Raw genomic sequence first — 13,581 nt, 5'->3', positions numbered from 1 at the left:
ACCGCTACTTGAGCCTCCCGTTACACAACCTAGCTGCGGAGGCGGCGAGCCACCCTCGCTAGCAGGCCCGGCTGGGCAGGGTGTGGCTGTGCGGGTGCTTCGGAAGATGACTCAGGCTCAACGGTGACGGGGTGTGTTTCTTCGGCGCCGTGTGCGCCGTGAATACCCTGCGTGCTGTGCCCGCCACCGATTGCGCAGGCATGTTCGAGCTGTCGGCGGTGCTCAGCGTCCCAGGAGTGCGCTCGGTCAGACATCGCCCACTCAAACCCCGCGGTGAGGGAGGTTTCGGTGAAGAGATCGCGTGCGGCGCGGACGGTTGCACCCAGCGGCTCAGGGAGCGCCGGGGTTTGCTCTGCGGCTGGGAAAGGCGCGGGGGCCGCACATTTCCCAGAGCCAAGAATCTGCGCGAGCAGGTAGGTACGCTCGGTGCGCAGCACCTCCAGCAGTTCGGTGCGGCGTGCATCCGATGCCACCGCCGCGTGCCCCAGGGCGGCGGCAACCATCAGCTCGGGAACACCACCGGCGAGCATACCCAGCGGCAGGGTGAACTCGCCCAGCCCGTACAGGTTCAGGGCACCGCCCACGCGCATCTGCGTGAAGGCATCCGGCACGAGGGCGAGCACGGGAATACCCGCCGCGGCAGAGAACACCGCCGGGTGGTAGCGGCTGGTCAGCGTGAACGCCGCGCCACGGTGCACGGTGACGCTCTGGTCGGCGTGCAGAATCGGCAGCAGGGTCGCCGGGGTGGAGGGGCTGAGCCGCTCAGCGATGCGCTGGTGTGTCTGAATATCGCCGCTTGCGGGGTTCTGCGGGTCGCCAAAATGGCTCAGGAACACAGGGGCGTAGCCGTGCTCGCGCCACATGCTATCGAGCAGGTACGCAATCTGCTGCGCCTGCTGTTCGGTACACTCATTGACGGTCACGCACACGTAGCGCTCCGGTAGCTCATCCAGCGCCTGACCTGTGAAAATGCCTTCCGCATGGTGCAGGGTATGCGCCGGGGAAGACGCCAGGTAGTCGGTGGCATCGTCCACGCTCAGGCGCGCGTCAATATCCCGCTCACGGCACCAGGCGAGGGAAGAATGTTCGCGCACCGTCACCGAACGGGCAGTGCGCAGCATACACTCCAGAACCTGCGCGTCCTCGGGGTTGAGCACCGGGCCCAGGGACTGGCCGGTCACGTACACGGGCACGCCCGCATGCTCGGCGGCACGCACCGCGGCGGCGCGTTCGTAGAGCAGCCAGCCGTAGCGGGAATTCAGGTTGCCGCCGCCGGAGACCACGACCGCGTCCATGGCGGCGATAGCGTTCGCGAATTCCACCATGCGCTCAACGGTCTGCGCCAGCGGATGCAGCACCTCCGGCAGAGCCTGCACCTGCGGCAACGCCACCAGCTCGGTAACGGAGGGGCGCTCCCCGTCGGCGTGCAGCTGCGCCAGGATGCACTCGAGCGCCGCGAGGGTCAGCTCGCGTTCAGCCGGCGCCCAGGGGAAGAGGAAAAACGGCAGGTACTCGTAGGGTGCGCCCGCCTCATGCTGTGCCGCTTCATGATTCACTGCTTCATGATTTGCCGCCGCGCCAATATAGCGCGCCGAATGGCCCACGTCGCGGGTCATGAGGGTGACCGCCGCGCCGCCTTCGGAAAGCGCCGCCGCGCTCGCGATGGTCATGGCTTCGTCGCCCACGTGGTAGGTGTGCTGGCCAATATCGCCAATGACGAGCACGCGCGGTGCTTCAGCAAAGTGCGGTGCTTCAGTAACGGGCAGTGCTGTAGAAGAATGATTGTTCTCTGTCACGGCTTACGCGCCCTTCTGCTCAGCCGAACCAGCCTCAGCCGACTCAACCTCAGTACCGCGACGAACCAGGGAACGCTGGCTGAGGGAACGCTTCACCAAGGAACGCAGCGCGCGGCCCGGGGTGCGCAGGTGCTTGAGAACCCGCAGACGCTCCTCAATACCCTGCTGGCGGTTCTCGATAGCCTGCTGACGGGTCTCGATACGTTCCAGGCGGCTCTCAATAGAGCGCAGAATATCTAGGGATTCGCGGGTCAGATCGTGCCCGTCAATCACGCGGCGCTCCAGGTCAGCCGCCAAATGTGCCTGATACAGGTACGCGCCCGGTCGGGCACCCGCCTGCAAATCCTCGCGGATAGCGCGGGCGCGCACCAGCGAATCGAAGCGGGCATGATCAGCCTGACGCTTCACGCTATTCGCCTCGGCACCCTCCGCGTCGGGGCGTAGTGACCAGTACGCCAGCGGCTCATCCACCAGCAGAATATCCGCAACGGAGGCGGCACGCATGTTGAACTCCCAGTCGCCGACCACCGGCAGGGACTCGTCGTAGAAACCGACCAGCTCGTGCAGGTTGCGGCGGTAGAGAATACCGATTGGCACGGCACGGTTCGTGCGGAAGAGGAACTGCAAACCCATGCAGGGTAGGCCGTCGTGGAAAATACGTTCCTCGTACACCTCGAACTCGCCGTCGGCGTTCTCACGTTCGTACCGCTCCACAACGCGGGTGGTACACATGAGCGCGCCGCTCTCTTCCAGCGCCGCGACGGTGCGCTCCAGGAACTCGGGTGCCCACAGGTCGTCGTCATCGTGAATCGCCACGTATTCGGAGGTGGTCGCCGCCAAACCGGCGTTGGATGCCGCCTCCATGTTGTCGCCGGCGGTGGTCAGCAGCTGCACACGGCTGGAATCTTGCGCGTTAGAACCCAGCAAACCCAGCGGGGATGCCTCAATGACGGCGCGGGTCGCCTGCTCGTCGCCTCCGTCGTTAATCACGCAGACCGTGTAGTCGGTGAAGGTCTGCTGCGCAATATTCTCCAGCGCGCGACTCAAGAAGCGGGGGCGGTCCTTCGTGCGGACCAGAATAGCTACGGTAGGGGAAGACATAACCACAATCAGTCGAGGGCGAATGGGCCCGTGCCAGCCCAAGAACTCAACCCATTATGAAGGTGTGCACTGTTCAGACTCAACCCGCCGCCCGTACACGCCGTAACAGCATGCATACACAGGCATGCACCGCCCCTAAAAACTAGCTGATGGACTGTAGCGCCACCATCGCCAGCACACCGAGCACAAAGCACACCGGAATGGTTACCATCCACACTAGGAGAATCTGCAGAACAATCCTGGACTTCAACGCGTTAAAACGCTGGTTTACGCCCGCGCCGAGCGCCGATGCAGTCGCCAGATGCGAGGAGGAGAACGGCACCTGCAGCAGGAAGTAGCCGAGCACCTGCACCACCGCGGTCGTACCCTGAGCGACGGCGCCACGGAACGGGTCCAGGCGCACCATCTTGTAGGCGAAGGTGTAGCCGATGCGGCGGCCACCGGTCAGCGTACCGGCACCCAGGCTGAGGGCAATGATGATGGTGCCCAGCAGCATCCCGCCCCAGGTGAGGGACTGAATCAGCGCCGGGTCCATGATGCGTTCGCTCAGCAGCGCCCACAGTAGCAGGTACAGGTAGCCGGTCTGCAGGCCGTGTAGCAGCGAAATCGCGGAGGCAGACACCGCCAGCACCTCGCGGGCATGCTGATTCACCAGGCGCGGGTTGTGGCCGACCACCAGCCGGTAGAACGGCACCACCATCAGCCAGGACAGCAGAAAAATGAGCGGCGGCAGGTAGAAGAGCGGCAGTAGGGTCGCACCAAAAATATGCGGCAGGAATGCGAGAGAACCGAAGCCTTCAGTGGCGCTGTCACTCTTCGTCTGGGTCCACCAGCTCACACCGGCGAGGGCGCCGACCAGCGCGTGAGTCGAGGAGGACGGAAAACGCAGAAACCAGGTGAGCACACCCCAAATAGCGCAGACGAGTAGCGCCGCAACAATGCCGTTCAGACCGGTGGTACCCTCCGGGGCACTCACCCACGAGGCGGAATACTCACCGAGTAACAGGAACGCACCGACCACACCGAGCACGTTGAAGAGCGCGGCAAGGTACAGGGCGGAGCGCTCGCCAAGGGCGCGGGTACGCACCGGAACAGCGACGGAGTTGGAGGCGTCGTGCACACCGGTAACGTAGACCGCGGCAATGAAGGCGCAGCAGGCTAGAAGACCCAGGAACATTAGGATTCCTGAACGATAATGCGGCCGATCTCGGCAGACACATCACGCATAGCGTTGGAGGCGGCGGTCAGCTGCGCCAGGAAGGTGGCGTAGCGGCGGTACCGTTCGGGGGTGTAGCGTTCGGCAATGTACGCGTCGTACTCTTCGGCGGTGCGCAGCGCCTGGCGGGAGATGCGCAGCATGTCCATCCAATAGTTGTCGAGGCCGCGAATATCGGCAAGCTTGGGGATGACGGCGGCGGTCAGCACCGCCTGACGCTGAATAATGTCCAGGATTGAGGTGATGTGCGTGGCGAAGCCGTCAATGCTGTGCAGGGACAGCACGTGCGCGGCGCTGGTGAGCTTCTCAACGGCGTTGGTGAGCTTGCGTGCCAGCGTGTACAGGTCTTCACGCGGAATCGGCGGGGAGAATGAGCTGCGCACTTCGGTGAGGGTGCGGAACAGCAGGTTCGTGGAGTCCGCCTCGTGGGTGAGCATGCATTCGAAGAGTTCGGGGTACTCCGCGACGGGGGAGCCGACCATTTCAGAGAGCAATGCCGCCGCCTCACCGACCTGCGCTGAAATTTCAGCAAGGGAGGCGAGGGATTCGTTGGCGTGGGGGAAAAGTCGGTGCAGCATAGTTCCCAGTCTAACCAGTATTGGGTGCTGCGGGTGCGCATAGCCCGCGCGCATCTCACGAGCGCCCGACCTGCAAACGTTACTGCAACGACTAGTAAATGTTATAGCGCCGACCTGTTCGCAGTTGCGCATGAGGGTTTTAAACAAAAAACGGTGGGGGCCGATTTCTCGACCCCCACCGGAACGTTTAGGGATGTCGGGTTGGGAGCGCCTCTCGGCGGAAGGCCGCTCGAAGCGGCTAAAGATTTGGAGCCCGGGGCTACCTATTAGCAACCCGACATCTTGTAATTATTATCCACCCGCACCCGGCGCAGAGTCAATTAGAAACAGGCTTTTCACGCCTTTGCGACCCAATGTGGAACCTGTGCCAATTCGTGGCACGCACCCACATTTTTAGACGCTTAAACGTTGCAGAAGACTAGAATGCTTCGAGGTTGGTCTGTGATTTTTCCTGCGCAGAATCAGTCTCCGAAGCCCCGTTAGCCTGCTGACCAGCCTCAACGGCGCGCAGCTGGGCGGCGACCGCCTCCAAATCGTGCGCGATCCGCTCCATCTGCTGAGCCTGACGCGGCAGGCGAGCACGACGCTCCACCGCCTCACGCTTCACCTCGTGGCTGCCCGGAACCGCACCATCCTGCCCGGCAGAGCGTGCATAATCGGTGCGAATACCTAACGCCACCACGTGCGCAAATGCGGCGCAACGTTCCATCGCGATGTCCATATCGCCGGTGTACAGGCCCGCCAGAATCTCATCAATCGTGCGGACAACCTCGTCGGCACTTGGCGGGTCGGGAACACCCGCCACCACGTGCGAACGGTAATCCTCCGCCATGCCCAGCTCAAAAGCGCGGCTCACCCCGCGCGGCGAACGATGCACCACGTCCCGCAGCCAGTACATGCGCCACAGCGCACCCGGCAGGGAGTGGGCGCTCGCGTGCGACCAGAGTTCGGCGAGTGTCTCAATGCCGTAGTCGTCGGTGAAGCTGACGAGCCGTTCGGTCATCTGTTTGTCGGTGCCGCGTCCGCGCATCAGCAGGATTCGTGCGGAGGCGTGTGCCGCCTCTTCGCGTGCGGCGGGGTCCAGACCGCCTTCGTGGCGTTCAAATTTCTCGGCGGAGTAGAGGACGGGGCGGTGGTGGGTGCGGTGTCGGGTGCGCCCGGAGGCGCCGGTTGATGATGCGGGTGTAGACATAGGATTTCCCAGTGTACCGTTCATTAGCTGGGGGTCAGTAGTGTATAGTATTTTTATCTGCACACTTTCAGCTTTGTGTGGATAGGAGCGCCTTTAGCTCAGTCGGTAGAGCTACGGACTTTTAATCCGCAGGTCGTGGGTTCGAGCCCCACAGGGCGCACTAGCCGACCCGTCGCCTCCCGCTTTGCGGGGGTCGGCGGGTTTTTGCGTCTTCACCCTCGTGTACGGGGTTTTACCCCCCGTGTTAATTCCGTGTGGTGGGGCGTGTCCTGCCGGGTTGGCCTGGTAGTTTTTGATTTATGTACGTTGACCCGAAAAGATGAGGAAACCCGTGAGCGTCACCATTAAGAACCCTGAAGAGATAACGATTCTTGCCACTGGCGGCACAATCGATAAGTTCTATTCGGTGGCGGGCACCATGGATATTGGTGAGCCTGCCGCTAAGGACCTGCTGGACCGCGTGATTACCGATATCCGTTTTGATATTCGCCCGCTGATTGGCAAGGACAGCCTGGACATGACCGATGAGGATCGTGCCGAGCTGACCGAGGCGCTGAACGCTGTCACTAACGACCAGGTGCTCATCACTCACGGTACCGACACCATGCCGGAGACTGCCCGCTACCTGGTGGAGCACGCCGACCTGGGCGATAAGGTTGTGGTGCTGACCGGTGCGATGCAGCCCGCCGTGATGGCTCGTTCGGATGCCGGTTTCAACCTGGGTGCCGCTATTGCCGCCCTGAACCTGCTGGAGCCGGGCGTGTACATCAGCATGAGCGGTCGTATTTTCCCGGCTGAGAGCGTGCGTAAGGACCGTTCTCGCGGCATTTTTGAGGGCTAAGATGGCTGATTCCGCTCGTATGCGGCGGGGTGAATCGGTTTCTGCCGCTGAGCTTGCGCCGGTGGCGGGCTCCTCGGATCTTGTGCCGCAGGAGTATATGTCGCAGGCGCAGCTTATGCAGCAGCAAGCGATGGATGAGCTGGAGCAGCAGGCTGACGAGTTCTGGAATGTCTCCAGTGATTACCCGCTACCGGCTAAGAACCTGTACCTGGTGCGTGTGTTGCTGCTGGTCGTACCCTCGCTGATTACTGTTTATTACTTTATCCGCGTCACGCTTTTCCCGATTGGTGCGGTGCCGCTGGTCTACCTGGTGATGCATATGTGGCTTGCTATGATTTACCGGGCGAACCGTTCGGTGAAGCTGGTGTTGCTGGCGAATGTGGCATCCGGGGTCGCGGCGGCGATTATGACGGCATTCTTTGCCTATGCGCTTGTGACGGTGCAGGGTCCGCAGACGCTGCTGGATCGTGTGGGCGTGTTCTATACGGTGAGCTTGCTGACGGTCATGGCGTCGTTCGCGTTGGAGGTTCTGTTTTCGCTGTTTTATAGTTTGGCGGTTCGTAGGAGCTTGCGTTTGACGCGGCAGAAGCAACAACCGGAGCAACAGGGCGCTGAAGATCAGAAGGCTGAAGATCAGAAGGCAGAGGAACCGAATCCAGCAGAGCCGAATACCGAGGCACCGAATGCTGAGGAGTTGAACACTGAGGAGTTGAACACTGAGGCTTCGCGTGCTGCGGAGCAGAGCTAACGCGCACCGACGGTCGGGCGAATCCCTGCGCATCCGCGCCTCTGTCGGGTGATGCCTGACAGGGGGGTGACGGGCGATAATTGGCGGTGTGACACGCTCTCAGTGATGCCCAGCCACTGCTCAGATTCCCTTAAAGTACGCGTGATACGGTAGAGACAGAAACACGACCAGCACCTGCCAGGAGGTCACCCATGGGCGCTACACATCTGAACACAGATGCTGCTTCATCCGCAGAACACCCGGATGAAGATATCAGTGTGCAGACTCGCTATCAGGCGCCTATCCGCCACGCGACTCCTGCCACGCCGGAGGTGTCCGTTCCGCTGAACGTGCCGCCGGTGGTGACTGGTTCGGATCCGGTTATTTCGGCGACTTCTACCGTCATTATTCAGGATGGTATGAACCCGCCGATTGCGGTGCGTACGCATCCGACGGGTCCTCTACCGCCGTTCCCGGGGCAGGGTCAGTTGCCCGCTTTTCTGCGTACTTACACCGCTGATGAGGTGAAGGAGCGCAAGCAGAAGCTCAAGAAGAACCTCCTAGTCCGCGCCGTTATTTTGAGTATTTTGACCCTGGTTGAAGGCCTCATTATCTCCCAGTACACGCAGCCGTTGGCGATTTGCTTTGGTTTTGTGGCGGCGCTTTACCTGGTGGTTCAGATGTGGCCGCTGATGCGCCCTCCGAATGATTCGACGGACGCCTCCGTGTATAGCGTTTGGGCTGTCTGTTCCCTGATTGGGTATGTTGCGATGGGGCTGGTGCTTTCACCGATTACGTTCCTGCTGCTGATGCTCGACTGGGCTGGAGTTTCGATGGGGCTTGACCCTCTGCTGATACTTGTTGTCTTGGGCTTGGTCTGGTTGAGTGAGGTCGGTTTATCGTTGCTGACTATTTACCGCTTCAATAACTTGCGAATTGCGATGGCGAATCGGGCAGATTCTCCGTTGCTACCTGACAGTATTTCTGTGACGGTTGATCCGTCCGCTTCTGCCTAAAGTTCTGAGGCGGCGCGGCAGACGAACGCCGCGCCCACACTCACATCACACACTCGCTCATACGTTTTCCGCACACTATCAGCCGATATCCGAAAGATTCAGCTATGTCTGCCGTCGAGTCCTCTCCGCCATCCGCTCCGAACACCACGCATCCTACGAAGCCCGCCACCCCCACTCTCGTGTCTGTGGCGGGTTGGGTTCTGCTTGTTATTGCTGTGGGCTGGCTGGTGCTGATTGCGTACACCGGCGTCTCCTATGCGACTACCCATTTGGCGCATTTTTCGACCTGGCGCGCCCAGTCGCTGGTGGATGCGCAGGCGTACTATCCGGTGCTTTTCCTGATGGTCAGCGCGTTCGGTAACGTGACCCTGCACGGTTTCTGCACGGTGGCGTATCTGCGTGGTTACCGGTGGGCGGCGTTGGTGCTGTCGGTGGCGTTGGCGTTGGGTGTTTTGGCTTCTTTGCTGATTATGCTGACTGTGGCGGCTCTTCTGGGCACGTTGAACGGTGCGCCGAGCCAGGATGTTGAGCTGTTGCTCAGTAGCGCTTCGCCGCTGTACACGCCGGTGTATATTGCGGGTCCGTATATGCTGGTGTGCGTGGTGGCGTTGGCGTTGGTGTGGTCGCGTCAGTCGCGTTCTTATATGGAGGCACGCCGTGATTGGCGTGTGCGCCGCAGCGAGGATTACCTGAGTTAGCCTCATAGGTTCTGGTTGCGGGTCTTGCAGGTGCTGAGTGGCGCCGAGCTGGCGTACATACTAGTCATCGTTGACTGCGCGCTATACCTTGTCCTTAACCTATTGGGCTTGCTGTTGCTTCCTCTTTTGCGTCAGATTGGTGTACCCGTCCTAGAAGTGATTGGGCTAGCAGGCGCATACCACTATGGAGATCCTAATGTCTTCTTTGTGCTGGCTCTAGGCAGGACCGCACTTGATGTTGTCTTGCATATTGCCATCATTGTTCTTCTGGCTCAACCGCAGGTCTTGCAGTACTTCAAAGCTTACGCGGACCTTCGAAGCATGAGCGTAAAGTAACCTCGCGGAGGTGTAGCTGGCTTCCGGGGCATCACCTTCACCGGGTTTGAGAGAACGTAAAAAGGTGGGGATACCAAACGGTATCCCCACCTTTTCTCATCCCCGGCTCAGCAGTCGAGAAGGACTCACGTATTACTCAGCAGATTCCTGCTTCGCCTTCGAACGGCCACGCAGGTACTCGATAATAACCGGCACCACAGAAACCGCCACAATAATCACAGCAATGTACTCAATGTTGTTGTGTACGAACGGGATACCGCCCAGCAGCACACCCGCCAGACCAATCAAACCAATCCATGCAACCGCGCCAACAACATTCCACAGGTGGAACTTCTTACGGTCGTACGAAGAAATACCAGCCGCAAGAGACACAAAAGTACGAACAATCGGCACGAAACGACCCAGAACCAGAGCCAAACTACCGCGCTTCTGGAAGAACTCCTCAGTAGTGTGCAGGTTCTTGGTGCTCAGAATCTTCGCGTCATCCTTGAAGATCTTACGGCCGTAACGAGCACCAATCTGGTAGCCAACCTCAGCGCCAGCAATAGCAACCAGCACCAGGACCGGGAACGCAACCCACAGGGACAGGCCCATCTGCTCATGCAGCATACCCAGAGCAAAAATCAGGGAGTCACCCGGAAGAATCGGGAAAAGAACGCCGGACTCAATAAATACGATAATTGCCGAAACTACCAGAACCCAGGGGCCGGTATCGAGCAGGAACTGCTCAAGGTCGAGGCCCAAGAGCGCAACCGGAAGATGCGCCAAAGCGGTGGCAAGAAAAGTCATGAAAAATCCTGAACTGTGAGTGGACCGCACGCACGGATCGGCGGCGGAGTAACACCAGCATAGAAAGCGTACCTATGGTGAACATTGTGCAAAACTATGCGGAGGCTGTGTATTACTGGCACAATTCTACCGGCATTTACGCCGGATGCACGGGTGAGCGAGGCGTAAATCTCCGCGCCCGCATGGCGAAACAGTCCGAGGTGATGCGGCGCTCGCGTGCCTCCCCAAGAAATAACCATCCGCAGAGCCGGAGGATACGGGGTGTGACATGATGGAAAGAGAGCACGGCGCGTCGCGGCGTACCGATTGACCCAACCACCCACCGTTGGAGAGAACCATGAACCCCGAACAGCTAGTTTCCAGCCCCGCCGATCTCCTGCATACGGATCTCCTGCATGCTGAAGCCCGTGAAGTGTTGTGCCGACTCACCGGCGTCGCTAATGCCGAGTTCCACGACGGCCAGTACGAGGCGATTCGCGCCCTCGTAGCCGACCGCGCCCGCACCCTCGTTGTGCAGCGTACCGGCTGGGGTAAGTCCGCGGTCTACTTCATTTCTTCCCTGCTGTTGCGTGCCCGCGGTATGGGCCCGGCGCTTATCGTCTCCCCGTTGCTTTCCCTCATGCGTGATCAGGTTGAGGCGGCATCCCGCGCGGGAGTGCGCGCCGCCATGGTGAACTCCGCGAACGTCACCGAATGGGATGAAATCCGCACCCGCCTCGAAGCTAACGAGCTTGACGTGCTCCTGGTGGGCCCTGAACGCCTCAATAACCCGGCGTTCCGCGAGCAGTGGCTGCCGTACCTGCTGCCGCGTCTGGGGTTGCTCGTTATTGATGAGGCACACTGTATTTCTGACTGGGGCCATGATTTCCGCCCCGATTACCGCCGTATTGGTTCGCTCATTAGATCTCTGCCGGCGGGCGTGCCGGTGCTGGCGACTACCGCAACCGCGAATAACCGCGTTAGCAGCGATATCGCCGAACAGCTCAGCACCGATACCACCGCACCCGTGCATGTGCTACGCGGTCCGCTGTCCCGCAAATCCCTGCGCCTGGGCGTTCTGACCCTGCCTCATGAGGCGCAACGCATCGGATGGCTACTCACGCACCTGAACAGCCTGACCGGTTCGGGCATTATCTACACGTTGACTGTCTCTGCGGCAGAAGATACCGCAAACGCTCTGCGTGCCAGTGGCTACGAAGTGCTCGCCTACACCGGTAAAACTGACCCGGATGAGCGGCTGGTTGCAGAGCAGGCACTCAAGGAAAACAGGGTGAAGGCTCTGGTTGCGACGAGTGCCCTCGGTATGGGTTTTGATAAGCCTGATTTGGGTTTTGTTGTACACCTGGGTGCGCCGTCGTCTGAGGTGAGCTACTACCAGCAGATTGGCCGCGCCGGACGAGGTGCCGTCAACGCTGATGTTCTGCTTCTGCCCGGTCGTGAAGACCGCGCCATTTGGGAGTATTTTGCGACCGCCTCCATGCCGAATAAGGAGCAGGCGCTGGCGGTGCTGGATGCCCTCGCCCAGTCCCCGGAGGGGTTGAGTATTACCGCGTTGGAGGCGCGCGTTCAGTTGCGCCGCTCCACCCTGGAGCTTCTGCTGAAGGTGCTGGACGTTGAGGGTGCCGCCGTGAAGGAAAGCAACTACTGGCGCCGCACCTCATCGCCGTGGCAGTACGATAGTGCCCGTTACGCGGCGGTGGCGCAGGCGCGTGTGGTGGAGCAGAACGCCATGCTCGAGTATGAACGCACTAGTCAGTGCCGTATGCTTTTCTTGGCTCAGCAGCTTGATGATGCTTCCGCGACTGCTTGTGGCCGTTGTGATGTGTGCGCGGGCCCCTGGTACCCGGTTGAAGTTCCCGCTGAGGCGCAGCAGGCGGCGCAGCGCAGCTTCAATACGGTGGGCGTTCCCCTGCAATCGCGCTGCATGTGGCCGAGCGGGCTGGATCAGCTGATAGGTGCGGATGCACCGCACGGTCGTTTGTCTAAGGACGAGCATGCTGAATCCGGTTACGCTTTGGCGCGTCTGAGCGACATGGGGTACGGTACTCGTCTGCGTGAGCTTCTGGCGATGAATGAACTGGGTGAGCCGGTTGATTCTGAGGTTCCTGCCGAGCTGGGGCGCGCCTGCGTGAAGGTGCTTGCCGCTTGGGAGTGGTCTGAGGCGGGTCGTCCGGTGGCGGTGTTGACTCTGCCTTCGCCGGTGCGTCCTCGTTTGGCTCAGTCCCTGGGTAGGGGGCTTGCGTCGATGGGTCGCCTGGTGGATTTGGGCCAGGTATCTTTGGCGAGTGAGCCGCGTTTCTTTGGCGGTAATAGCGCGTTCCGTTGTGCGGATGTGCTGCGCTCGTACCGGGTGCCTGCAGAGGTTCTGGACTATGTGCGTGAGCATCGGTGCCCTGTTTTGCTGGTTTCTGATGTGGTGGATTCGCGGTGGGCGTTTACGGTTGTAGCGCGTGAGCTGCGGCTGGCGGGTGCTTCTGCTGTGTATCCTTTTTCTTTGGCTGCTACCCATTAGTTGCACCTATTATCGTTTATTTATTCCCCTGACGAGGTTGTATGTCATATTCGGAATATTCAAAATTGACGGTCACAGACGGTTCTTCCGCTGTGCTCAGTGATATTCCCGCTCGCCCCGAACATAGTGAGTGGATGCTCCGCGCCCTCGCCGAGGGTGTCGCCGCAGGTGAGCGTGGTGAGATCCCTATCGGTGCTGTTGTGGTAGATGAGCAGGGTGTCATTATTGGTTCGGCGGGCAATACCCGCGAGTGGGAGCATGACCCCAGCGCCCATGCGGAAGTGAACGCGATTCGTCAGGCAGCGGCACATCGTGGCCGGTGGCGCCTGGACGGGTGTACACTCGTGGTGACGGTTGAACCGTGTCTGATGTGTGCTGGCACGATTTTGGCGTCGCGTGTTTCGACGGTGGTTTTTGGCGCCTGGGAGGAGAAGACGGGGGCTGCTGGCAGTCGTTACGATGTACTGCGTGACGGCAGGGTTGCTCCGGCTCCCGAGGTGTATGCGGGGGTGCGTGCTGATGAGTGCGCGCAGCTGATGGTGGATTTCTTTAGGGAACGCCGCCCCTGACCTTCCCTAAGCTTCACCCTTAAAATGGTGTGTATTACACGAAAAGCCGCGTAGAGACTGCGTGGCTTTTCGCGTTATTTGTACGAAAAACCCCATTTATTTGAAAAATACTTCAAAAATTTCAAAAATGGCCCATGTTTTTTCAAGAAAAGCCCACCACATCACACATAACCGGGTCTACCATATATAGGCATTGGAGCCTCCGCCTGC

General features: G+C 60.2%; 12 protein-coding genes and 1 tRNA gene. 7 read left to right on the top strand and 6 right to left on the bottom strand.

The annotated features are described in order from the left end of the window. Nucleotides 1–29: 29 nt before the first annotated feature. From NML54_RS05680 to NML54_RS05660, 5 genes are all read right to left on the bottom strand, one after another. Nucleotides 30–1,796 carry a polysaccharide pyruvyl transferase family protein gene (locus NML54_RS05680; RefSeq protein ID WP_254756517.1) on the bottom strand — a complete coding sequence of 589 codons (1,767 nt, stop codon included), beginning with the start codon at nucleotides 1,794–1,796 and terminating at the stop codon, nucleotides 30–32. A 3-nt stretch (nucleotides 1,797–1,799) separates the two neighbouring features. Continuing rightward, nucleotides 1,800–2,897: a glycosyltransferase family 2 protein gene (locus NML54_RS05675; protein ID WP_254756515.1), complete on the bottom strand. Its 1,098-nt coding sequence runs from the start codon at nucleotides 2,895–2,897 to the stop codon at nucleotides 1,800–1,802. Between the two features lie 142 nt (nucleotides 2,898–3,039). Then, nucleotides 3,040–4,074 (bottom strand): inorganic phosphate transporter, encoded by a 1,035-nt coding sequence (locus tag NML54_RS05670; protein WP_254756513.1) that lies wholly within the window; start codon nucleotides 4,072–4,074, stop codon nucleotides 3,040–3,042. Then, nucleotides 4,074–4,691: a phosphate transport regulator gene (locus NML54_RS05665; protein ID WP_254756511.1), complete on the bottom strand. Its 618-nt coding sequence runs from the start codon at nucleotides 4,689–4,691 to the stop codon at nucleotides 4,074–4,076. Before NML54_RS05665 ends, NML54_RS05670 begins: the two co-directional genes overlap by 1 nt. A gap of 418 nt (nucleotides 4,692–5,109) precedes the next feature. Next, nucleotides 5,110–5,883, bottom strand: a complete 774-nt coding sequence (locus tag NML54_RS05660; RefSeq protein WP_254756509.1) for a histone acetyltransferase — start codon at nucleotides 5,881–5,883, stop codon at nucleotides 5,110–5,112. Between the two features lie 87 nt (nucleotides 5,884–5,970). Between NML54_RS05660 and NML54_RS05655 the strand changes: the two genes are divergently transcribed. From NML54_RS05655 to NML54_RS05635, 5 genes are all read left to right on the top strand, one after another. Next, nucleotides 5,971–6,043: transfer RNA gene (locus NML54_RS05655), tRNA-Lys, on the top strand. Nucleotides 6,044–6,214: 171 nt separating this feature from the next. Further along, nucleotides 6,215–6,724: an asparaginase domain-containing protein gene (locus NML54_RS05650; RefSeq protein WP_070832225.1), complete on the top strand. Its 510-nt coding sequence runs from the start codon at nucleotides 6,215–6,217 to the stop codon at nucleotides 6,722–6,724. A gap of 1 nt (nucleotide 6,725) precedes the next feature. Then, nucleotides 6,726–7,472, top strand: coding sequence for an amino acid transporter (locus NML54_RS05645; protein WP_254756507.1), 747 nt, complete (start codon nucleotides 6,726–6,728; stop codon nucleotides 7,470–7,472). A 191-nt stretch (nucleotides 7,473–7,663) separates the two neighbouring features. After that, complete coding sequence (locus tag NML54_RS05640; protein WP_254756505.1) at nucleotides 7,664–8,467, top strand: organic solvent tolerance protein OstA; 804 nt, start codon at nucleotides 7,664–7,666, stop codon at nucleotides 8,465–8,467. A 104-nt stretch (nucleotides 8,468–8,571) separates the two neighbouring features. Further along, nucleotides 8,572–9,165, top strand: a complete 594-nt coding sequence (locus NML54_RS05635; RefSeq protein WP_254756503.1) for a flagellar type III secretion system protein FlhB — start codon at nucleotides 8,572–8,574, stop codon at nucleotides 9,163–9,165. Nucleotides 9,166–9,633: 468 nt separating this feature from the next. On the opposite strand, the gene NML54_RS05630 is transcribed toward NML54_RS05635, so the two are convergent. After that, nucleotides 9,634–10,290 carry a DedA family protein gene (locus NML54_RS05630; protein WP_254756501.1) on the bottom strand — a complete coding sequence of 219 codons (657 nt, stop codon included), beginning with the start codon at nucleotides 10,288–10,290 and terminating at the stop codon, nucleotides 9,634–9,636. Nucleotides 10,291–10,627: 337 nt separating this feature from the next. Here NML54_RS05630 and NML54_RS05625 point away from each other — a divergent pair, with 337 nt between their 5' ends. Beyond that, nucleotides 10,628–12,802: a RecQ family ATP-dependent DNA helicase gene (locus NML54_RS05625; protein WP_254756499.1), complete on the top strand. Its 2,175-nt coding sequence runs from the start codon at nucleotides 10,628–10,630 to the stop codon at nucleotides 12,800–12,802. Nucleotides 12,803–12,843: 41 nt separating this feature from the next. Further along, nucleotides 12,844–13,371 (top strand): nucleoside deaminase, encoded by a 528-nt coding sequence (locus NML54_RS05620; RefSeq protein ID WP_254756498.1) that lies wholly within the window; start codon nucleotides 12,844–12,846, stop codon nucleotides 13,369–13,371. The last annotated feature ends 210 nt before the right edge of the window (nucleotides 13,372–13,581 follow it).

Origin of the sequence: Rothia gullae, from assembly GCF_024294905.1 — a bacterium.
GTDB lineage: Bacteria > Actinomycetota > Actinomycetes > Actinomycetales > Micrococcaceae > Rothia.
This window is presented reverse-complemented; position numbering and strand designations above follow the sequence as displayed.